General features: G+C 44.3%; 19 protein-coding genes. 6 read left to right on the forward strand and 13 right to left on the reverse strand.

All coding sequences use genetic code 11. The features are described from left to right. Positions 1 to 174: 174 nt before the first annotated feature. Positions 175 to 2,751, forward strand: a complete 2,577-nt coding sequence (locus tag NH399_RS00770) for a hypothetical protein (protein ID WP_253036501.1) — start codon at positions 175 to 177, stop codon at positions 2,749 to 2,751. Positions 2,752 to 2,817: 66 nt separating this feature from the next. Here the strand turns inward: NH399_RS00770 and NH399_RS00775 are convergent, their stop codons facing one another. The 7 genes from NH399_RS00775 to NH399_RS00805 all read right to left on the reverse strand — a co-directional run bounded on the left by NH399_RS00775 (position 2,818) and on the right by NH399_RS00805 (position 9,658). Continuing rightward, positions 2,818 to 3,552: a PEP-CTERM sorting domain-containing protein gene (locus NH399_RS00775; RefSeq protein ID WP_253036502.1), complete on the reverse strand. Its 735-nt coding sequence runs from the start codon at positions 3,550 to 3,552 to the stop codon at positions 2,818 to 2,820. 452 nt (positions 3,553 to 4,004) lie between these two features. Further along, on the reverse strand, positions 4,005 to 4,535 hold the full coding sequence (locus tag NH399_RS00780) for a hypothetical protein (protein WP_253036503.1): 531 nt from the start codon (positions 4,533 to 4,535) through the stop codon (positions 4,005 to 4,007). A 265-nt stretch (positions 4,536 to 4,800) separates the two neighbouring features. Beyond that, positions 4,801 to 6,060: a threonine/serine exporter ThrE family protein gene (locus tag NH399_RS00785; protein ID WP_253036504.1), complete on the reverse strand. Its 1,260-nt coding sequence runs from the start codon at positions 6,058 to 6,060 to the stop codon at positions 4,801 to 4,803. A gap of 132 nt (positions 6,061 to 6,192) precedes the next feature. Further along, positions 6,193 to 6,519 (reverse strand): hypothetical protein, encoded by a 327-nt coding sequence (locus tag NH399_RS00790; protein WP_253036505.1) that lies wholly within the window; start codon positions 6,517 to 6,519, stop codon positions 6,193 to 6,195. A gap of 54 nt (positions 6,520 to 6,573) precedes the next feature. Continuing rightward, a complete protein-coding gene (tsaB, locus tag NH399_RS00795; protein WP_253036506.1) occupies positions 6,574 to 7,275 on the reverse strand; it encodes a tRNA (adenosine(37)-N6)-threonylcarbamoyltransferase complex dimerization subunit type 1 TsaB in 702 nt (233 codons plus the stop codon). Further along, positions 7,272 to 9,191 carry an ATP-dependent DNA helicase gene (locus NH399_RS00800; protein WP_253036507.1) on the reverse strand — a complete coding sequence of 640 codons (1,920 nt, stop codon included), beginning with the start codon at positions 9,189 to 9,191 and terminating at the stop codon, positions 7,272 to 7,274. The genes tsaB and NH399_RS00800 overlap by 4 nt, the downstream gene beginning before the upstream one ends. A gap of 11 nt (positions 9,192 to 9,202) precedes the next feature. Beyond that, positions 9,203 to 9,658, reverse strand: a complete 456-nt coding sequence (locus NH399_RS00805; protein WP_253036508.1) for a hypothetical protein — start codon at positions 9,656 to 9,658, stop codon at positions 9,203 to 9,205. 307 nt (positions 9,659 to 9,965) lie between these two features. Here NH399_RS00805 and NH399_RS00810 point away from each other — a divergent pair, with 307 nt between their 5' ends. The 5 genes from NH399_RS00810 to lon all read left to right on the forward strand — a co-directional run bounded on the left by NH399_RS00810 (position 9,966) and on the right by lon (position 14,333). Continuing rightward, positions 9,966 to 10,586: an RNA polymerase sigma factor gene (locus NH399_RS00810; protein ID WP_253036509.1), complete on the forward strand. Its 621-nt coding sequence runs from the start codon at positions 9,966 to 9,968 to the stop codon at positions 10,584 to 10,586. Positions 10,587 to 10,590: 4 nt separating this feature from the next. Next, a complete protein-coding gene (locus tag NH399_RS00815) occupies positions 10,591 to 10,950 on the forward strand; it encodes a DUF3619 family protein (RefSeq protein ID WP_253036510.1) in 360 nt (119 codons plus the stop codon). Beyond that, on the forward strand, positions 10,940 to 11,266 hold the full coding sequence (locus NH399_RS00820; RefSeq protein WP_253036511.1) for a hypothetical protein: 327 nt from the start codon (positions 10,940 to 10,942) through the stop codon (positions 11,264 to 11,266). The genes NH399_RS00815 and NH399_RS00820 overlap by 11 nt, the downstream gene beginning before the upstream one ends. Next, on the forward strand, positions 11,256 to 11,741 hold the full coding sequence (locus tag NH399_RS00825) for a DUF3106 domain-containing protein (RefSeq protein ID WP_253036512.1): 486 nt from the start codon (positions 11,256 to 11,258) through the stop codon (positions 11,739 to 11,741). The genes NH399_RS00820 and NH399_RS00825 overlap by 11 nt, the downstream gene beginning before the upstream one ends. A gap of 186 nt (positions 11,742 to 11,927) precedes the next feature. Continuing rightward, entirely contained in the window at positions 11,928 to 14,333 is a 2,406-nt protein-coding gene (gene lon, locus NH399_RS00830) for an endopeptidase La (RefSeq protein WP_253036513.1), read from the forward strand. Positions 14,334 to 14,395: 62 nt separating this feature from the next. Here the strand turns inward: lon and hemH are convergent, their stop codons facing one another. The 6 genes from hemH to recR all read right to left on the reverse strand — a co-directional run bounded on the left by hemH (position 14,396) and on the right by recR (position 21,203). Beyond that, positions 14,396 to 15,415: a ferrochelatase gene (gene hemH / locus NH399_RS00835; protein WP_253036514.1), complete on the reverse strand. Its 1,020-nt coding sequence runs from the start codon at positions 15,413 to 15,415 to the stop codon at positions 14,396 to 14,398. A gap of 10 nt (positions 15,416 to 15,425) precedes the next feature. Then, positions 15,426 to 16,082: an adenylate kinase gene (gene adk / locus NH399_RS00840; protein ID WP_253036515.1), complete on the reverse strand. Its 657-nt coding sequence runs from the start codon at positions 16,080 to 16,082 to the stop codon at positions 15,426 to 15,428. Between the two features lie 358 nt (positions 16,083 to 16,440). Then, complete coding sequence (gene hmpA / locus NH399_RS00845) at positions 16,441 to 17,643, reverse strand: NO-inducible flavohemoprotein (protein ID WP_253036516.1); 1,203 nt, start codon at positions 17,641 to 17,643, stop codon at positions 16,441 to 16,443. A gap of 347 nt (positions 17,644 to 17,990) precedes the next feature. Continuing rightward, positions 17,991 to 19,895: a molecular chaperone HtpG gene (gene htpG / locus NH399_RS00850; protein ID WP_253036517.1), complete on the reverse strand. Its 1,905-nt coding sequence runs from the start codon at positions 19,893 to 19,895 to the stop codon at positions 17,991 to 17,993. An 81-nt stretch (positions 19,896 to 19,976) separates the two neighbouring features. After that, positions 19,977 to 20,315, reverse strand: a complete 339-nt coding sequence (locus tag NH399_RS00855) for a hypothetical protein (protein ID WP_253036518.1) — start codon at positions 20,313 to 20,315, stop codon at positions 19,977 to 19,979. 285 nt (positions 20,316 to 20,600) lie between these two features. Then, on the reverse strand, positions 20,601 to 21,203 hold the full coding sequence (gene recR, locus NH399_RS00860; protein WP_253036519.1) for a recombination mediator RecR: 603 nt from the start codon (positions 21,201 to 21,203) through the stop codon (positions 20,601 to 20,603). Positions 21,204 to 21,296: the final 93 nt, after the last annotated feature.

Consider the following 21,296-nt stretch of genomic DNA (forward strand, 5'->3'; position numbering starts at 1 on the left):
TTATCTTATTTTTATCAAAATCCAAGCAAATTGTGACCCAGTTCTCGCTTGCGAGATGACTTTGGGAAAATCGTGCTGTAGCGCACAAGCTGACATTTTGAGCAGTTAAATAATTCGAAGCTGGTCGATAACCCCTTTCGGTATTCACCAAGAAGTAACGAAACGAGGTTAACTATGTTCAATAAAGGTTTTGCAGTATTTGCAGTTGTATTCCTGAGTTCAACAATAACGTTCTCAAACTCGGCTCGTGGAACGGATGCCCATAACCACCAAATTGGAGGCGAAAGATTCACCCCCTCTGGCTCAGCGACGAGTCCAGGAGGTCGATATCTAAGCCCCGGAGGTGTTAGCGGTTTAGGTGGAGGAATGACTATCGACTCACCTCCCAAAGCCATTTTTTCAATGCACTATTCAGACAACACGAACAAAGCCGTTGTTGCCAATGCAACACCAAGCTTTGATCCTGAACGCAAAGATTTAAGTTATCGATGGCAACTAATAACGCCTTCTGGTTCTCGCAGTCAGCTGACAAAAACCAACACCGCTATCACTCATTTTACGCCAGATAAATCCGGTCAATATGATTTACTGTTAGTCGTCAACGATGGTCGCAACAACAGCTCTGTTAATCGTCAGAGCATTCAAATCACACAAGCAGAACCTGGTATTCAACTCACATTCACTCACTTAAAAAACTCAGCACAGAGTTCAATACCAACGACCTTCGCCCAGGTATTTGCAAAAGGCGAATTCGAAGCGGGTCAAGCCTTTGCTTTAGCACTTGCTAATGGGCAAACAGTCAATCTTCAAACCGACGTTAAAGCAACTTACAAAGATGGCTCTTTACGTCATGCTGTTTTTTCGACAATCATTCCTCAACTGAATGCTAACGAAACCATTCATGCAGAACTCATCCCAGCCGCGACGCCCTCCACCACAGCAGCGGTTAGCTTGACTGATTTATTGTCGAGTAACTTTGACGCCAAAATTTCATTGCAACTTGACGGTGTTACTTATACCGCTTCTGCAAAAGAGTTTTTGCAAACTCAGGCGCACACTTGGTTAGCCGGTCCAATTGCCAACGAATGGTACGTTAATGGAAGTTTTAATAATGGCCATAACGAACATCCTCATCTGGCTGCTACCTTCAACATTCGAAGCTATGGAAATCTGGATAATATCTGGGTCAGCGCATCCATTGAAAACAACTGGGCTTACCAAGAAGGCCCCAAAAACATCACCTATGATGCAACCATTTCTATTAATAACCAAATAGTTCACAGTGAAGAACAACTGACCCACTTGCGCAATGCACGTTGGAGAAAACAATTCTGGACAGCCTCAACTCCTCAACTGCATATTGCACATGACACTCATTACTTACTCACAACCGGAGCTGTACCTAACTATGATTCAGCACTCATTAATGGCATCGCGCAATTTCATTTAGATTATTACGCCGATGAATGGCAAGACGAAAACATCACTCTGGCGGTGAATGCCGATGGCTATCGAACCTTTGTTGACAATGGCGGTTACGAGTTTACCTACAATAAAATTGGTCCTATGGGAATTGGCCTGGCCGATCCTGATATGCCAAACACCGGAGCAAGACCCGACATAGGTCCACTTCCACGTTGGGCCGCCACTTATTTATTAAGCCAGGATCGCCATGCGAAGAAAGCCGCCATAGGCATGGGTAATCAAGCAGCCTCCTGGCCCATCCATTACCGCGACAAGAATACAGGACTACCTTTATCCATTATTGATTATCCTTATGCATCGTCTTTCTGGAATACCTTTTTGTCTTATAATCCAGACACGGGTATGAACGAACACACCGCCCTTTGCACTTCGACTCCCGAGGATTGTGTTGTTCCCTATCTTCCAGATACAGCACACCAACCTTCTTTGGCTTATGTTCCTTATCTGGTGACTGGTGATCATTATTTTCTAGAAGAACTTCACTTCTGGGCCAACTATAACTTACTCGAAATGAATCCAGTCTATCGTCGTTATGCTCAAGGGTTGTTCAGTGTTGATATGCAAGATCGTGCTCAAGCCTGGTCAATGAGAACGCTGGGGCAAACTGCATTTATTACGCCAGATAATCATCCAATGAAAGTCTACTTTTCTCAAATTCTGGATAACAATATTCGTAACTACACCTTCAATTACGTTATCGGAAACCCTAACGCCTATGGCGCTTTGATTCCTAACTATTCTCATCCTACTGCATCTCCGTGGATGGATGATTTTTTTACCTGGGCCATCAGCTCGCTGGTTGATCTCGACTTTACCGAAGCTAAACCGCTGCTGGATTGGAAAGCACAGTTTTCTGTTCAACGTATGGGCTTTGGTTCACAGAACAATGGTGACTATTGCTGGATCTTTGCTTCGGCCTACCATGTTTTAATTGCACCTGCCGAAAACGCACAGATGTTCAATAGCATTGCTGATGTTTACCAAAATACCAATGGTCAGGACATTCCCTGGGGCGGAGGCTTTGACGATGCAGGAACAGAGTGTGCTAGCGAAGAGCAAGCGATAGCATTAGGACTACAAGCAGGAGAAATGATCGGTTACTCAAGTTCGCCGACAGGGTTCCCATCGAACTTACAAATTGCGTTAGCCGCTGCCGTTAATTCAGGCATTCCAAACGCCGAAGATGCATGGAAGAGGTTTTTGGGCAGGAGTGCAAAACCAGATTATTCTTACTATCCTAACTACGCGATTGTGCCACGCCAATAGTTAAGAACTAGCAAAAGAAAAAGGCCATTTCCGGGAGAAAATGGCCTTTCCTTAAAAGGTTTATTATTAAGCGCGGCGCTGACGACGAACCAAACCTAACAAACCCAAACCAAATATAAGAATGGCTGCAGGCTCTGGAACATTAACTGCAGCACCATAAGCAGCACCTAAACCTTGACCCGCATAGCTCGCCAAGAAAGTTGCGTTACCTGTGTTTAAATCTAAATCATAAATGTTAGTGCCTGAGTAAGCATACATGTTGCCATCGGCAAAACCCAAACCATAAACACTGTTGATACCCGTCGCACCAACCAGAGTACCTGCACCTGTATTTTCATCAACAGCAATCAGGTTACCTGAACCATCACTTAGGTAAAGCTGACCAGAACCATCAAAGGCCAAGTCACCACCAGAACCAAAACCAGTATTACCCACTAATGAAGCCAGACCAGAGTTTGTGTCGATAGTAAATAAATTAGTACCACCGGCTGCATACAAAGTACCGTCATCAGCAAACACTAATGCATTAGCGAATGAACCCAGCGCTCCAACTAAAGTTGTATTACCGTTGTTTGCGTCAATAGAGTAAAGGTGGCTAGGAGTGATACCCCAAAGACCGCCGCTGCTATCCACAGCGATATCAAACATAGTAACGCCTAAATTCCCTATTAAATTAACAGTACCGTCAGCTTCAACCGTACCTAAATTACCCTGGCTGTCACTTACATAAACTGGCGTAGCAAACGCAGCTGTAGAGACCAGGGCAAAAGCCGCAAGTAGGGTTTTAACAAACTTATTCATCCTTCTTAACTCCTGTGTGTGTTTTTTAACATTGGTTTAATTCTCCATCAAGCATGAAGCGTGCCAGATAGAAAAAACATCTAAAAAAGGCGGTTTATGACACTTTTTATACTCTTTTTGCAATAATTCAAGACATAGCTAATAAAGATAATGTAAAAGAGGTAGACATTTGTCAGATTGACTACACAAAAAGAGATATTTATAAATAGTTAATTTAAGGATGTTCTTTAAGACGAAAGGAGGCTACATAACGATTTAACCTATTGATTTATAATAAAAACCCAATCAATTTCAGCCCTGATAACACTCTTTATATTTAATCGCAAACAAGAGATTTTATCGCGCTTAAGCTATAAATAAGTACAATACATCAATAACTCTACTGTAAAATCCACCGACAAGCATTTAATAGAATAATAAATTTAAGAAATAAATAGCTTAGTAAATTGCGACTAGAAAAACTCCAGCTCTCCTGTATCGACATCATCGCCACTTTCTTCCTGCTTCACCAAATCGATACTATTGATCATATTAACCGACAACTGACTGCCAACCATTTCGTCCTCGATCATAAAAACCCATTCAGAAAACTCTGCATTCTCTTTTAATAGTTTCTCAGAAGACTCGTCAAAATGACTATCCGGCAATCCCATCTGCAAAGTGCAATCATAACTGAGTAATTTATTTTTAAGCCGCCCCATCAATTGATTCGACAGTTCCATGGCCCAATCTTCTAATTTTTTTTCATCGACTTCTAATACATCTTCTTTTTCTGGATGAGTAAAAGCCAACATCGTTGTGGTGACATATAAATAAATGACCAACTCAATATCGCTCGAGCCAGCATCGATCGAAACAACAAAACAGCGATTAACGGTTTTTATATCACTTGGAACTCGGCTAACCTTAAAGTCAAAATCTTCAAAAAGCTCAATAAAACTACGCTCATACAACTCGTATATCAACTCTCGTGCCTGAGACATCCGCTACCTTTATTTTGGCTTATAAGTAGCATTAATACTAGCACATAGAAATGTATCTGCCGCCCGAAAAAATCTCATATCAAAATACAAAGAAAAATAGCTTTTACTAAAATAAAACTCATCGTACAACAAAATAGATAATGGCTAAACATCTTCACAAAGAGACTAAAAAAAACTCTCCAATTAACTTAGCCATTATCTTATACACTTGTTTTACCTTTACGTTATCGTCCAAAAGATTTCACTGTTAATCGAAGTTTAGAGCTTATATATCTTTCGCGGGAACAAACATAGAAGCCAGTAGTAATCCAGTCACTAATCCAATAGAGACAAATCCCATTTTAAAAGCCGTATCGAGTCCTGCCACCACATCATGTTCGACCAACAACGACAAACTGTGGAAACCCACACTACCGGGAACTAACAAGATAATGCCCGGTAATAACATAACAGAGCGTGTTACCTTTAGTAGACGTTCAAAAACATTAGCCGCGACTCCCATGATAAACGCACCAACAAAAGCTCCAAAAATAGGACCAAACTGCTCAGTGCTATAAGCAGTAGAACCATAAGCAATCATGCCAGCCAGTATGACCCAGTGTAGATCCTTGGGTCGAGAATAAAACAACACGAACAAACCGCAACTGGCCACAGCAATCGCCAACCAGACCGTCCAAGCAGCAAAAGGAATGGTTTGAATTTCTGGAGCCGCAGGAAATAAAGCAAGACCCAATGTTTTACCAATAGCGACACCAAATCCAATTTGCATAAAAATAGTGCCAGCAGAAAACAAACGAGCCGTTCCCGACACCGTATTATTTTGTGCTAACTCAGATACCGCCGTTGTTAATAACAATCCCGGCACCAAAATAATAACGCCCGCCAAGGTCGCGATATAAGGCGATGACAAAAAGCCCAGATGATTGGCAATAGAGGCTAATAAAGCCGCTACCATAGAAGACAGTGTAGGAAACAAAAATTGAGCCGACTCAGACTTTAATAGTTTGGTAATCATAAAGCCTGTGATAATACCAATCACAAAAGCGACAATAATTTCTGCGCCCGCGCCATTGAATACACGAGCGATAGCGCCAGAAACAAGACCGTAGCTTAGCGTCACTAATCCATCACCATAACGTGATGGTGTGGTGGCAATTTTCTTCAGTTGATCGGCGCCCTCTTCAACACTCATTTGTTCTGACAAAACAGCAGATACAACTTCGGATACCTGAATTTGTCGTTCTAAATGTATGTCTCCGGGATCAACACGAAATACATAGGTTTTCGGTTCAGGCTCTTGAGGATGAGAAAAGCTCATAATAATATTCGTCGGCTGCGACAAACATTGAACACCAAAGCCCAGCTTGTTCCCCACACGCTTCATGGCTTTTTCTAATTCGTATGCCGTCATACCATAAGTGTGCAACGCCTTAGCAAGACGCAACATAAATCCAATAGGTAAAGAACGATCAGGAAAATTAGGCTGCTCGTCTAAAGAGTGAGCATCGAATAATTCAGAAATCATAGAATACAAAAGGGAAGAGATCAGAAATTAGAGAGTAGCGACTTTAAGATAATTAAGCAAATAAGACTGACTTATATAATAGAGGGAGCAAAAACTGACTAACGCTTTGAGCCAGACTCAAAACACCTGTAACTAGGCAAAAGTATCAATACCTAATATCTGGCTGATGTCTCTTTGTTGTTCGTTTTGTTCAATATTATTGAACTCAGCTAACGCTCGTTGAGTTTGCAAGTTAAGATCACTGTTATCGTCTCTTTGTACTCGCAACTCACCTCTTTCCAACTGCTCCAAGGCTTCGGCTCGCCGCACCTGGTTATCAGAGTTGTCGACGGGCTCAGCAACATCGGCTTCTACTGGGCGCTGTTCTGTCTGCTGACGTAGGCGCTGTTGTTCTCTGGCACGCAACTCTACCGAATTAGTATTCGGAATATTAATAGAAGCACTGATTTCGTTCGGCATAATCGCCCTCTATTCTGCGTTGACGCACCATCCCCAAAGTATAGTAACAGCTGATTACTTTTTCACCTGTTTCGATGACTTTTTTGCCACATTATCTCGCAAATAGACAGGCACAGCCTGCTCTGGCGCATGGCGTGACTGCAGAAGCTCATCAAAACTGGCTAAAAACAGAGATGCAGCCGCATCAGGGAAGCTTTGCTCCAATATCAAGGTAGGCTCTGCTCCCAGACGCGAGGTTAAGATGTCTTGGTACACCGACCAGCCTGATCCAATGCCCACGACCTTACGTTCTCCCAGTTCAGCGACTGCTGCTTGATCCGGTGCCACCACCTGCTCTTTGCCACATAAACGAGGCAATCCGTCGCCGCCGCGCTCATACAGAGCAAAGTAGACCTCTCCCATACGGGCATCAATCGCACAGGCGGCCACATCGGCATCGGATTTATCAAAAGCCTGATGCGCAAGGTTCATTAAACTGGACACCCCAAGGGTGTCGCAATCAGCGCCCAGGGCCAAACCTTGGGCGGCAGAAATAGCGATGCGAACGCCAGTAAAAGCCCCCGGACCTCGACCATAAACCACCAAATCAACCTCTTGCATCGTTGTGTCAACCTGCGTCAATAACGCTTGAATGGTTGGCAGCAACAACTCAGCATGCTTACGCGGTGCGACTTCAAAATGAGAATGAATCTCGCCGTTATGTTCAATGGCAACAGAAAAAGCTTCGGTTGATGTGTCCAGGGCTAAACGGGTCATAAGGCTTCTAAATACTCCTGAGCTACCGACTGATGACGTGTTCGCGTCATGTCTGGCAAATTAACAATAAAATCATGGCCATAATCACGAGCGCACAAACGTGGATCGCCAATCATCAGCAATCCTTTGTCGCTGACATCGCGAATCAAACGTCCAGCTCCCTGCTTGAGTGCAATAATGGCTTCGGGCAGCTGATAATGACGAAAAGGATCTTTGCCTTCATTACGTAGCGCTTTAATACGCGCCTGAGTTACCGGATCACCCGGTGAGCCGAAAGGCAATTTATCGATGGCGACAAAAGATAAAGCGTCACCCACCACATCAACCCCTTCCCAAAAACTATAGGTGCCTAATAACACTCCGGCATGGGCCTGACGAAATTTTTCTAACAACCAGGTTTTTCCGGCACTCCCCTGCACCAACACATCGAATTCACGATAGGGTTCTAATAATTTTGCCGCCTGATGCAAAGCTCGGTGGCTGGTAAACAACAAAAACGCTCGACCACCAGATGCCTTAAGTAAAGGAATCACCTGTTCAATAAAGTTTTGAGTATATTCCTGATGAGAAGGGTTGCCCATAAAACGTGGCAAGTAAAACAAACTTTGATCACGATAGTCAAAAGGCGATGGATAAATAGCCTCATGGGTGTGACGCCAACCGAGTTGATCGCGAAAGTGTTCGAAGTTTTCACTGATTGCCAAGGTTGCCGAGGTGAACACCCAGGCGGCATTGCGATAGATATCGATAGCCTTTTGAAACGGCTCCGCCACATTCAATGGTGTGGAATTTAACATAAAACTGCGTCGATGCACTTCGACCCATTGCACCTGATTATTTTCGTCTAGCTCGCAAAAAAGTTCCGCACGAACATAAATATCGCTCGCCCGCTCGGCCAGGTTCTCTAACTCTTTGCTGCGAGAGGCCAACGACAGCAAAACCTCTTTCAGCTGTTTAATGGTATCCACTAATTGCTCATAAGCATCTTTAATTTTGGCGCGTGAAAAATAGCGATGCCAAAACTGTCGCTGTCCTTCATCACCCAGTGCCAGTCTGAAATCAGCGGTTTCTTTTTCTAACGCTTGAGCGGCTTCGAGCAGCGGTCGGCTATCTCCCACTTCGGTCCGATACATCACATCACTATCACGAGCCAGCTCCATCAGCTGTCGAGTGGTGACACTCTGACCAAAATAAGCCGTAGCGACATCAGGCAGTTGATGCGCTTCATCAACAATATAAGCATTAGCATGGGGCAACAGCTCACCAAAGCCATCTTCTTTTAATACCAGATCTGCCATTAGCAGATGGTGGTTAACCACAACAATATCGGCTTCTAGTGCGCGACGGCGAGCTTTGGCAACAAAGCAATCCTGAAAAGAGGGACATTCACTACCCAGGCAATTTTCTGCACTGCTGGTCGCAAAGGGAATCGCTGGACTGTCATCGGGTAAAAAATGCACCTGACTGAGATCGCCGTCTTTTGTCTTAGCGCTCCAGTCACGAATTTGTACCAGCTGCTCGTAGGTATCTCGAGTGGTAAACCGCCCCGACTCCATGCTGATGTCCATACGATGCAAACACAGATAATTTTGTCGCCCTTTTAAGAGAGCGACTTTACGGTAGCGTTTTAATGCTTTGATAGCATTGGGAAGATCTTTGTGTACCAGCTGATCTTGTAGATTACGGGTTCCGGTAGAAATAACCACGCGGCCATCAAACATCAACGCTGGCACCAAGTAAGAATAGGTTTTTCCGGTTCCCGTCCCCGCCTCAACTAACAGCACCTGTTTTTCGTCTAACGCAGACTCAACATCTTGCGCCATCAATTGTTGAGATTGACGTTCAGAGAACCCTTTGATCGCCTCTTTAAAGGGCCCCTTGTCCGAAAGCAGTTCGGCTGCGGTTTGTTGCTGCATAGGTAATGGTCTTATGAGGATTGCTCGTCATCCGCATGCCACACTAGCTCACCAATGGCTTTAAATTTGGCGACCGTCATTGAGCCGCGTTTATTTTTGGCCGGAGTGTGTTCGACAAGAAGTGTGCGAGGAGCCTGGTAAATAAAGCGAGGATTATATTCGGAATCGTAGATAACTAACAGAGTGACATCCCAGTGACCATCAAGATTTAATTGCCCCACCCTTTCCCGGGCTTTCTTGCCCGAAAAAATAACTCGGCCCTTTACCTGAAAGGTCACTTCTCCCTCAGGTGTCACTAAACTTGCCTTGGTATCACTGCCTTCGACTTCTTCTAACCCAAGCAAAGTAATAGCGTCAAATCGAGCCAGCTCCACTGTCACGGGCAAGGCTTGACCTGTGGTTTCGCGAAAATTCGCTGCCAGCTTACGGGTCTCGGCCATAAGGGCACTCAAATCATATACGCTCATATCCCTCACTATCACGAGTCCTGACGACTCTGCGGTCACAAAAAATCAGACTTAATAGTTTGAATCCTAACATATTTTTTTAAATTTCGCCTACTCTGCTATCGCCAGGGTAGTTTCAATGTATGAGTAGACGGCCAGCAAGCGAATCCCCTGAGCTTAGCTTTACTAATGATAGGGGTGAGTGGGTGCAGCGCTGCAACTTGAACATCAGCGCTGCACCTTGAAAGGCGACGAGTATACAAACCCTGTCAACCATTGCCTCGGCTCGGCGTTTATTAAATAAAAGCTCTCAGGAATTCAATCTTTTATGACACCACCGGCATTGACACATGCATTCGATGGGGATTATAACAAAGCTTCGCCCATTCAGCGGAGACAGGTTCTGGAACAGCGCCAGCAACTCGATAACTTTTTGGCATCGGTCGAACGTAAAGCGTTTCGTATTGCCCAGATTTCGACACACAATGTTGATGATTCTCTGGAGCTGGTTCAAGAAGCCATGATGAAGTTAGTTGAGCGTTACAGCGATAAACCAGAAAACGAGTGGCCGCCATTGTTTTATCGTATACTCAATAGCAAAATCAATGACTGGCATCGGCGTCAAAAAGTACGCAACCGCTGGATGATATGGCCCTCTTTTCGCCAGCAAAACGATGACACAAACGACTACAATCTGGTGGAGTCTGCACCCGATAGTAGCCAGGCACCGTTTGAAAACATGGTAAGCTCTCAGGCAACCGATGCGTTGATAGCATTGTTACACCAACTATCTCCACGTCAGCAGCAGGCCTTTATTTTACGGGCGTGGGAAGGCTTTGATGTCGCCGAAACAGCTTATGCTATGGGCTGTAGCGAAGGTTCTGTAAAAACCCATTACTCCAGAGCCATCCACTTTTTAAAAGATAATATGCAAACCTTTGACGGATAGTGTTATGCAAGACGATGAATTAGTAAAACAGATCGCTCAGCAACTCGATGACAGCACCGAGTCACTGGACTATGCGACTCAACTAAAGTTACAGCGTATTCGTCAGCAAGCGCTTCAGGTGTCACCCAAAGAGTCGATGGTTAAACGTTTCTGGCAACCCATGTCGGCGTTTCTGGTCACCGCTTCTCTGGCCGCCGTGGTTGTTTTTAATACTCAACAAACAACCGCACCTACCAGTAACCATCAAACAGAAATACTGGAAGATATCGAGCTACTGGCAGCAGATGAAGAACTTGAGTTTATTCAAAATCTAGAGTTCTATGAGTGGTTGGATAAAGACGGGGCGCAGCAACTTGAAAGCTAAATGTTTGTGCGGCCTATTACTCGCCAGTTACTCGCTATTAAATTATGCAGAATCCGATGAGGCTAAAAAAAAGCCTCAGCAACAAGAAGCCGTACCATCGCTGGCTTTTTTGGAATTTTTGGCCGACTTCAGTACCTCAGAAGGTGAAGTGGTTGACCCCAACACCTTCGAAGTCATCAAAAGCAAAAAGAAATCCTGCGATAAAACCAAACAAGCTAATTGCACTACCGTAAAAACCGCACAGCCCGCTCAAAAGTCTGCCGCCAAACCAGGGCAACTTTCGACGCAAGAAGGAAAAACAACTCATGCTCAATAACATTACTCGTTATCTACTCAAGCCCTTACTCGCTGGCTTGATGCTGTTAGCTAGCGTGCATTTATCTGCGGATGATGATGTTGAGCCAACTAAAGTTAACTTCGCTCAACTAAATGCCCAACAACAACAACAGTTAAGCCCTTTTGCTGAAAAGTGGGATTCCCTGAGCGCTAAACAACAGCAAAAAGTCTTACGCGGATTATCCCGTTGGAATTCGTTGGATAAAGAACAGAAACTCGCAGTAAAAAGTAAATACAAACGCTGGCGACGTTTGAGCATGTCCGATCGCCGTGAATTACGCCGCATGTTTGCCCGCTACCGAGCTTTGCCTCCGCACAAACGTGACAAGTTATTGGCCACCTTTCGACGCTTTAATCGCTTACCGGAAGGACGTCGACAGCAGCTTAGAGATTACTACTTTAAACAGCAGCGCCCGGTGCGCCCCGCCAAACGAGGCAAGGCAGCGAAGCAATAACCTTGAGCCGCGCTTAAGCGGCTTGTTTTGCAGCCTTACCTTGCTTCTCGGCAAAATGATGTTAATGCCTTCATTTATCTACAAATTTACTCCAATTTTCCTTCTGCTAATCGTTCCTCTAATTAAACTGTGACTGCTATAATAAGTAGCATTATTAAAACAAGATTAAATTAGGAACCGAATCAAATGGCGGACGACACCGAATTTGATATGTCTGATCTGGATTTCAATGTAGACACCTCTGCATCACAGACAAAAGAATTATCGACTTCTACACAAAATTTATTGCCCACAGAAATATGTTTATTACCTTTGTCGGAGCGCCCCTTTTTTCCGCCGCAAACGCTCCCCATTTTGATGAACGAAGAAGTATGGCGAGAAACTATTGAATACATAGCCGATACCGAACATAAACTGGCTGGACTCGTACTGGTCCATAATCCGCAGCCCGAAGAGTCATCTCCTGATGAGTTTAACGACATAGGCACACTGGTTCGAATTCACCATCCAGTTTTATCCGCTGGCAAAATTCAGTTTATTGCCGAAGGGGTTCAACGCTTTCGTATTGTTGAATGGCTAACCGACGAGCCTCCTTTTCTGGTTAAGGTCGAATACCCTCAAGAGCCAGAGTATGGCAACCCTGCGGAGTTGAAAGCTTATGCTGTTGCTATTATTAACACGCTCAAAGAGCTGGTACCGCTCAATCCGCTTTACAGTGAAGAGCTAAAATTCTTCCTCAATCGCTTTAACCCAAATGAGCCCTCCCCGCTTACAGATTTTGCCGCCAGCTTAACCACTGCCACCCGCGAAGATTTGCAACTGGTTTTAGAACAAGTGCATTTGCGCAAGCGCATGGAAAAAGTGCTGGTTTTGATCAAAAAAGAACTCGAAGTTGCACAGCTGCAAAATCGAATTCGTCAGCGTGTAGAAGACAAACTCAGCGAGCATCAGCGTAAGTTCTTTTTGCGCGAACAGCTTAAAGCAATTCAAAAAGAACTGGGCATAGCCAAAGACGATAAAACAGCAGACATTGAACGTTTTCAAAAACGCCTCAAACCCCTCACAGTTCCTGAGCAGGCATTGAAAAAAATTAATGAAGAGATAGAAAAACTATCGGTACTAGAACAAGGCTCGCCAGAATATGCCGTGACCCGAAACTATCTAGATGTCATTACAGCCCTACCTTGGGGAATTCATACCGAAGATCATCTCGACCTTAAACAAGCACGAGAAGAATTAGACAAAGAACATGCGGGTCTTGATGATGTAAAAGATCGCATTGTAGAATTTTTGGCGGTAGGCGCACTCACTGGTGAAATTGCAGGTTCGATTCTTTTACTGGTTGGCCCTCCAGGTGTGGGTAAAACCTCGATTGGCCGTTCGATTGCGAATGCATTAGGTCGTAAGTTTTTCCGCTTCTCTTTAGGCGGCATGCGTGACGAAGCAGAAATTAAAGGTCACCGTAAAACCTACATTGGCGCCATGCCTGGCAAATTGATCCAGGCACTCAAAGACACAGAGTCATCGAACCCGGTCATTATGCTTGATGAGATTGATAAAGTGGGCGCTTCTTATCAAGGTGATCCGGCTTCGGCATTACTGGAAGTTCTCGATCCAGAGCAAAACCATCATTTCCTGGATCACTATATCGATGCAGGTTTTGATTTATCGAAAGTCTTGTTTATCTGTACTGCTAACCAATTAGATACAATCCCGCGTCCACTGTTGGATCGTATGGAAACCATTCGTCTGTCTGGCTATATCACTCAAGAAAAAGTCGCCATTGCGCGCGAGTATCTATGGCCCAGACAAAGGAGTAAGTGCGGTTTAAAAGCCAGTCAGGTAAAAGTCAGTGATACTGCGTTTAGCAAAATTATTGAAGACTATGCGCGCGAAGCCGGTGTGCGTAATCTTGATAAACAACTTGGCCGTATCGCTCGAAAAGCCGTGGTAAAAATCGTATCTGGTGATGCCAAAAAACTGTCGGTTACACAAAAGAATGTCGCCGACTTTTTGGGGACGCCCTGGTTCCAGAAAGACCAACCAGACAATAGCATCGGTGTTGTTACTGGTTTAGCCTGGACGGCTTTAGGTGGTTCGACGTTAAATATTGAAGCCGCTGTGGTTCACAGTAAGAACCGAGGCTTTCAATTAACGGGCAAACTTGGTGCTGTTATGAAGGAATCCGCCGAGATCGCCAACGCTTATATCAGTGCTAACATGGGTCAATTTGGGGCTGACGAAACAGCGCTTGATCAAAAGATGATTCATCTTCATGTACCAGAAGGCGCGACACCCAAAGACGGTCCAAGTGCAGGGATCACCATGGCCACCGCCTTGCTGTCATTGGCTCGCAACAAGTCTCCCAAAAAAGGCGTAGCGATGACCGGAGAGCTGACACTAACAGGTAAGGTTCTTGCCGTTGGTGGTATCCGAGAAAAAATCATCGCCGCTAAGCGAGCTAAAATCAAAATCGTGCTATTGCCCATTGCCTGCGAAGGTGATTACAAAGAACTACCCGATCACATCAAAGAAGGCATCGAAATTCACTTTGTTTCGACCTTTGCCGATGTCGTCGACATTGTCTTTTGATAAGCAATAAAAAAGCCTCGATGCTAATCACATCGAGGCTTTTTTAGATTCGCTCAAACGTTTTATTGGGACAAGGATTTCGACAAAATATCAACCATCATATTGATATGCGCAGGAGTCGCATTTAAGCAAGGAATGTAATGGAAGTCTTTGCCATCGGATTCAATAAACAATTCACGATTCTGAAACTGAATTTCTTCCAGAGTTTCCAGGCAATCAGCCGAAAATCCAGGGCAAATCACATCGACACAAGAAATGTCTTGCTTAGGCCACTCTTCAAGTAATTGATCCGTATAAGGTTTAACCCACTCTTCACGACCAAAACGAGACTGGAAAGAAGCCACCCACTGTCCATCCTCTAAATCCAGAGCTTTAGCAACCAAAGCGGCCGTTGTGCGGCACTGTTCAGGATAGGGATCGCCTTCGGTTTCGTAGCGCTTGGGAATACCGTGAAACGACATCATTAAGCGGCGACGACCAGACTGGTATTCTTCTTGTACCTTATCGAGCCCAGCACTCTTCCAATAATCTCGAACACTGTCGGCCAAGGCCTCGATATACAGTGGATGCTGATGGTAATCACGAATAAAGTTCAAGCCAGGAATATCTTTTTGCTGCTTTAACGCCTTGGCAATAACATCAAACACCGAAGCAGTACTCGCCGACGAATACTGAGGATAAAGAGGAAGCACCACAATATTGTCGCAGCCCTTCTCTCTTAACTCAGACAAAGCCGAAGCAATAGATGGATTGCCATAAGTCATACCCAAAGCAACTGGAACAGGCTCGCCAAAATGCTTTTCTAGAGCAAGTGCAAGCTGTTGTTGCTGCTGGCGACTGACCACCATTAATGGTGAACCTTCTTCTGGCAACCAGATAGAATCATACAGTTTGGCAACTTTGGCAGGACGAATGCGCAGGATCACGCCATGCAAGATAGGACACCATAACCAACGAGTCAGATCGACCACACGTCGGTCATGGAGAAATTCAGCCAGATATTTTCTTATTGCCCCAGGCGTTGGGGCATCAGGGGTTCCAAGGTTAACCAGAAGAACCCCAACAGATGGACGTAATGTCATATAGGAGAGATTATGAATTTAAAGCTGCGAAAATCTGATCTCGAATGTCGTCAACACCGCCTATACCAGCTACTTTTACGTAGTCAGGCGCGTTTGCACCGCCCTCATTGGCGTAATTGGTGTAGTACTCAACCAGAGATTTGGTTTGCGCATGATACACGCCTAAACGCTCGCGAATGGTTTCTTCTTTATCGTCGTCACGTTGGACCAAATCTTCACCCGTGACATCGTCCTTACCTTCAACCTTTGGTGGGTTGTAAACAACATGATAAACACGACCTGATGCAGGATGAGATCGACGGCCAGACAAACGCTTAACCACTTCGTCATCACTCACGTCGATTTCTACAACAAAGTCTACCAAGATGTCGTTTTCTCTCATGGCATCAGCCTGAGGAATAGTACGTGGGAAGCCGTCTAACAGATAGCCATTTTTGCAATCGTCTTGTGCTACACGCTCTTTAACCAGACCGATGATGATTTCATCAGATACCAGCTGGCCAGCGTCCATCACTTTCTTTGCTTCGAGTCCCAGAGGAGTTCCCGCTTTAACCGCAGCACGTAACATATCGCCGGTAGAAATATGGGCAATTTCATATTTCTCTTTAATAAATTGTGCTTGTGTTCCTTTTCCTGCGCCAGGAGGCCCCAACAAAATAACTCGCATATGCTCCTCTCCAGAAGGTATTTTTTAAATAATCGATGGCTTAGCCGCTAAAGATACCGTCCAACCCAGCACAAAACAAGAGGAATTTCGCAATAATGGCCAGGATCCACGGCTCTTCAACCTCGTGCTAATAGATAATAGGATACAATCACAGCAAATGGATATTATTCGTTCAGAGATACCCTGTTTTCATCAAAATCTCTCCCTCATTCTCAATTCTCTAATGCCGATCTAGAAGCCGTTAAAAACCTACTGCTTGAACACTTAATAATCAGGAAATTCGCGAGGTTTCTAAGCGTATGGTCACTTCCCTGTCAAAGCAGCCATACGACCATTTTCAAACCTTATATAAAGAAGACTAAGCCACCAGCGTTAACGTCGGCCCAAACACTTCGTAATGCATTCGAGACTCATCAACACCTAATTCAACAAGCTGCTGCTTCAACATAATCATAAACGGCATAGGACCACAAAAATAAAAATCTGCATCAGAATGTTGAATAAACTGACTTAGCGCATCCCTCGTTAGAAAACCTTGATGATCACCGCGAGAGTCATTAACATAGGCACTGTATAGCTCAAAATCGTGATTCATCTTTAATGCATTGAGCTCGCTATGGAAGCAATGATGTTCTTGGTTTTCAGCGCAATGGATAAAGGTCACAAGATCCTGATTATCACTCTTCAAGTGAGTCTTTAACATACTCATCATAGGCGTAATGCCAACACCCGCACTGATCAAAACAAGCTTTCCTCTCTTCCTTTCTGGAACAACAAAATCACCGCAAGGTGCCGTCAATAAAACCTCATCACCAACTTGAGTATTCTGATGTAAAAAATTACTGACGATGCCTTTTTTACTACCCAGTTCGATTTTTACCGTGATCCGATAATGAGACTGTCCGGGATGATCCGATAGAGAGTACTGTCTGATTTCTTCAAGGGGATGATCAGGAATATTGGGTTTAACACCGACATACTGCCCAGCTTTAAACAATGGTAATCCTTCATCATCATTAGGGCATAAATAGAAGGATTTAATGAGTGGTGTCTCCTCTTCTATATGCGCCACAATAAAGCGCCGAAACCCGCTCCATCCACCCGCTTGATTCGAGCTTTCAAGATATATTTGTTTTTCTCGGTCGATAAATAGACTGGCTAAAGCGCCATAAGCCTCGCCCCACGCTGCTATGATTTCGTGATGCATGGGCAGCTTTAACACCTGAGATAACGCCAATAATAAAGCTTCTCCCACCATAGGATAATGTTCCGGGAGAATGTTCAGGCTCGCATGCTTATTAGCAATTCGATTAATCAAGGGAGCAAGCTGGTCGGGATCTTCTGCCAGATTGGCGTAGGCAAAAATAGCATCTGCCAGCGCTCGAGCTTGATTACCATTGCGCTGATTCGCCATATTAAAAAGGTTTTTAAGCTCGGGATTATTGGCAAACAGTATCTTGTAGAAACACTGGGTAATCGATTCTCCATGTTCGGCCAATGCTGGCACTGATTGCTTCACTATTGTTAACACTTCTTTGGGTAAGTGATGACCTGATGACATTTTTCTCTCCTAAACATGCATTTAATAAGCACCTTAATAATGATGCATATCATATGTATCATTTGAATTAATGTCTAGCCCTCTTGCGAAAAATTTTCTGGAGATGATGTAGCCAGCATCAATAAGCCATATCGAGCCACATTTATACCCCAAGTGTTTCAAGGTGCAGCCAGCACCACTGCACCTTGAAGGGCGACGAGTATAGAAGAAAGTAATAAAGGGCTGACTAGAGAGGTTTTATCAATGACTTCAAGAATGAAAGCCAGAAAACAAAAAAGGGGCCTGAGTAAAACTCAGGCCCCTTTCTAAAAGAGCGAGATGCTAGCTTAAATCAGCTGAGTGCTCGATTAGCTCAACAACAGCTTATTCATGCGTTGAGTAAAGGCCGATGGATCTTCCAACGAACCGCTCTCAGCCAGAATAGCTTGGTCAAACAGCAAGAATACCCAATCGTTAAAGGCATCGCCTTCAACAGCAGCCGCACGTTGTACCAACGCGTGCTCAGGGTTAATCTCAAATACTGGTTTAACGGCAGGCATTTCTTGTCCAGCAGCAGCCATCATACGTGCCATCTGAGCACTCATGTCACCCTCAGCACCGACAACACAAGCGGGAGAATCGGTGAGGCGATTAGTAATGCGAACTTCTTTCACTTTGTCACCCAAAGCTTCTTTAATGCGCTCAACTAATGGCTCATTCTCTTTTTCGGCCTGCTCACGGGCTTCTTTTTCTGCGTCGTCTTCCAGCTCACCTAACTCAAGACCACCTTGAGTCACAGACTGGAAAGACTTGCCATCAAATTCAGTCAGGTAAGACATTGCCCACTCATCAATGCGATCAGACATTAACAAGACTTCGATACCCTTCTTGCGGAAAACTTCCAGATGAGGACTGTTTTTAGCCGTTGCAAAATTCTCTGCCGTGATAAAGTAAATTTTATCTTGGCCATCTTTCATGCGACGGATGTAGTCTTCTAGCGAAACGCTAGGCTCTTCGCTGTCGTTTTCGGTCGAAGCAAAACGCAACAGGCCAGCAATTTTTTCACGGTTGCTAAAGTCTTCTCCCAGACCTTCTTTTAACACGCTACCAAACTCACTCCAGAATGCTTTGTAGTCTTCTGGCTGCTTCTTAGACATGCCGTCGAGCATAGTCAACACACGCTTTACACAAGCAGAGCGCAATGCTGATGTGGTCGCACCGTCTTGTAAGATTTCTCGAGATACGTTTAATGGCAGGTCATTGCTATCAAGCACACCGCGAACAAAGCGCATATAAACAGGTAAGAACTGCTCTGCGTCATCCATAATGAAAACGCGTTGCACATATAACTTCACGCCACGAGGCTTTTCTCGATTCCATAAATCGAAAGGCGCCTTTTTAGGAATATAAAGTAAGCTGGTGTATTCGTGCTTACCTTCTACCTTGTTGTGCGCCCATGTTAAAAGCTCGCCGTAGTCGTGAGAGATATGCGTATAAAATTCTTTATACTCTTCTTCTTTGATATCGGACTTAGAGCGTGTCCAAAGAGCCGTCGCACGATTGACCGCTTCGAATTCAGGGGTTGCGTTGACTTCTTTCTCTTCACCTTCAGCCGCTGGCTGTGGTGGTTTTTCCATTTCTACCGGCACAGAAATGTGATCAGAATATTTGCCAACGATGCTGCGTAAACGATAGTTCTGCAAAAACTCTTTTTCATCTTCTTTCAGATGAAGAATTACATCAGTACCACGAGTGCTTCGAGTGGTCGCTGCGATTTCAAACTCGCCTTCTCCTGCCGAACGCCACTCAACGGCTTGATCTTCTGCCGAGCCTGCAGCGCGTGTTACTACCGTTACGCTATCAGCGACGATAAAACCAGAGTAGAAGCCCACACCAAATTGACCAATCAGATTCGCATCTTTTTGCTGATCGCCAGTCATTTGCTTTAAAAACTCAGCAGTGCCTGATTTTGCAATGGTACCCAAATTGTTCATGACTTCTTCACGAGTCATACCAATACCATTATCGCTAATGGTCAAAGTACCCGCTTCTTCATCAGCCGTAATACGAATACGAAAATTAGGGTCATCGGCCAGAAGGCTGTCATCATCTAATGATTTAAATCTTAGTTTGTCCACCGCATCAGCAGCATTTGATACCAGCTCTCGCAAAAAGATCTCTTTGTTGCTGTACAAAGAATGCACCATCAAGTGCAGTAATTGCTTAACTTCTGTTTGAAAGCTGTGCTTTTCCATTGTTGCAGTATCAGTCATTGAAATAATCACCCATATTGTAAAACGATTGTGTACCAATATGGTGACAGGATGGAGAAATTCAATAGAAAATTAAAAAAATTAACCGGCGGCTTTGCGGCTTAGAACCACTTGTAGCTCACGATTCAACCACTGGTGAACACTGACGGATTCTCGATCAGCCATGGATAGCAAGCGCTGCTGGTCAATCGCAGAAATGCATACCGTATAACGCCCGACAAAAGGATGGACAGAAGAACCGCCATATTCGGGGTACAAATGCATATAGTCATCAACGGTTTTATAAAAATTGCGCTTGAGAGTGTCTAAATCCACCCCTTCAAAAATAAGCACATCTGGCGCATTAACGACCTCACCAACAATGCAATCGGTTAGTGGATCATACTCTATTTGTGCAACGAATCCTTTGTAAGCCAACAAGTGCTTCACCCGAAAACAGCCTATAACTTGAATTATAAATATAGCAAGTAGCGAAAATTACGCCTATGGACTGTTAAACAAAATGATTATGTTGGTGATCATTTTAATAAGCAAATGATGTTAGAAAAAGTGATAATTTAAGCTATACCCGTCGCCTTTCAAGGTGCAGCGATGTTGTTCAAGTTGCAACGCTGCGCGCACTCATCCCAATCACTTAGTAAAGCTAAGCTCAGGGGACTCGCTTGCTGGCCGCCTACCTTCACCTCAAAATACTATATAAGAAGCTTAAAAATTAAGAGTTCGTCGCTCCGTTAAAGAGCGAGCCAAGGTATTTGCATCCAAATACTCTAACTCTCCTCCCATAGGAATTCCTTGAGCGATACGCGTTAGTTTTACATTAAAAGGCTGAACCAAGTCATGAAGATAATGAGCAGTGGCTTCACCTTCAATCGTGGCACTTGTTGCGACAATGATTTCTTCAACCGTCCCTTCTTGTATGCGCTTTTCTAACACATCGAGCCCAAGCTCTTCTGGTCCAACGCCATCTAACGGTGATAAGTGCCCCATCAAAACAAAATAGGTTCCCTTAAATCCGCCACTGTTTTCTATCGCCAAAATATCGGCGGGTGACTCGACGATACAAATAAGAGAATGATCGCGTTTGTGGCTACAACAGATAGTACACAATTCATCTTCACAAAAATTACGACAATTTTTGCAGTGTTGAATACCTTCCATAGCACGCGCTAATACATTCGCCAAATGCTTACCACCATCACGATCTCGTTCCAGCAAATGATAAACCATTCGTTGAGCAGACTTTTGCCCTACACCAGGTAAACAGCGGAAGGCTTCGATAACACTTTCTAACAACGGTGATTGTTTCATAATAGTGGCAACTCAAAAGGCGAGAAGATTTTTAGACAGGTAAGCAATTCTGTAATTAACACAAAAGCAAAAGCTGCTTACTCAAACAATAAG

The organism is Pleionea sp. CnH1-48, assembly GCF_024124665.1.
Lineage (GTDB): Bacteria > Pseudomonadota > Gammaproteobacteria > Enterobacterales > Kangiellaceae > JAMXSB01.

Coding starts and splice junctions, on each gene's coding strand:
- recR (WP_253036519.1), bottom strand. CDS start 21,203: ATGAAACAATCACCGTTGTTAGAAAGTGTTATCGAAGCCTTCCGCTGT.
- lon (WP_253036513.1), top strand. CDS start 11,928: ATGGCGGACGACACCGAATTTGATATGTCTGATCTGGATTTCAATGTA.
- NH399_RS00785 (WP_253036504.1), bottom strand. CDS start 6,060: ATGATTTCTGAATTATTCGATGCTCACTCTTTAGACGAGCAGCCTAAT.
- NH399_RS00815 (WP_253036510.1), top strand. CDS start 10,591: ATGCAAGACGATGAATTAGTAAAACAGATCGCTCAGCAACTCGATGAC.
- adk (WP_253036515.1), bottom strand. CDS start 16,082: ATGCGAGTTATTTTGTTGGGGCCTCCTGGCGCAGGAAAAGGAACACAA.
- NH399_RS00810 (WP_253036509.1), top strand. CDS start 9,966: ATGACACCACCGGCATTGACACATGCATTCGATGGGGATTATAACAAA.
- NH399_RS00790 (WP_253036505.1), bottom strand. CDS start 6,519: ATGCCGAACGAAATCAGTGCTTCTATTAATATTCCGAATACTAATTCG.
- NH399_RS00770 (WP_253036501.1), top strand. CDS start 175: ATGTTCAATAAAGGTTTTGCAGTATTTGCAGTTGTATTCCTGAGTTCA.
- NH399_RS00825 (WP_253036512.1), top strand. CDS start 11,256: ATGCTCAATAACATTACTCGTTATCTACTCAAGCCCTTACTCGCTGGC.
- htpG (WP_253036517.1), bottom strand. CDS start 19,895: ATGACTGATACTGCAACAATGGAAAAGCACAGCTTTCAAACAGAAGTT.
- NH399_RS00805 (WP_253036508.1), bottom strand. CDS start 9,658: ATGAGCGTATATGATTTGAGTGCCCTTATGGCCGAGACCCGTAAGCTG.
- tsaB (WP_253036506.1), bottom strand. CDS start 7,275: ATGACCCGTTTAGCCCTGGACACATCAACCGAAGCTTTTTCTGTTGCC.
- NH399_RS00780 (WP_253036503.1), bottom strand. CDS start 4,535: ATGTCTCAGGCACGAGAGTTGATATACGAGTTGTATGAGCGTAGTTTT.
- hemH (WP_253036514.1), bottom strand. CDS start 15,415: ATGACATTACGTCCATCTGTTGGGGTTCTTCTGGTTAACCTTGGAACC.
- NH399_RS00800 (WP_253036507.1), bottom strand. CDS start 9,191: ATGCAGCAACAAACCGCAGCCGAACTGCTTTCGGACAAGGGGCCCTTT.
- NH399_RS00775 (WP_253036502.1), bottom strand. CDS start 3,552: ATGAATAAGTTTGTTAAAACCCTACTTGCGGCTTTTGCCCTGGTCTCT.
- hmpA (WP_253036516.1), bottom strand. CDS start 17,643: ATGTCATCAGGTCATCACTTACCCAAAGAAGTGTTAACAATAGTGAAG.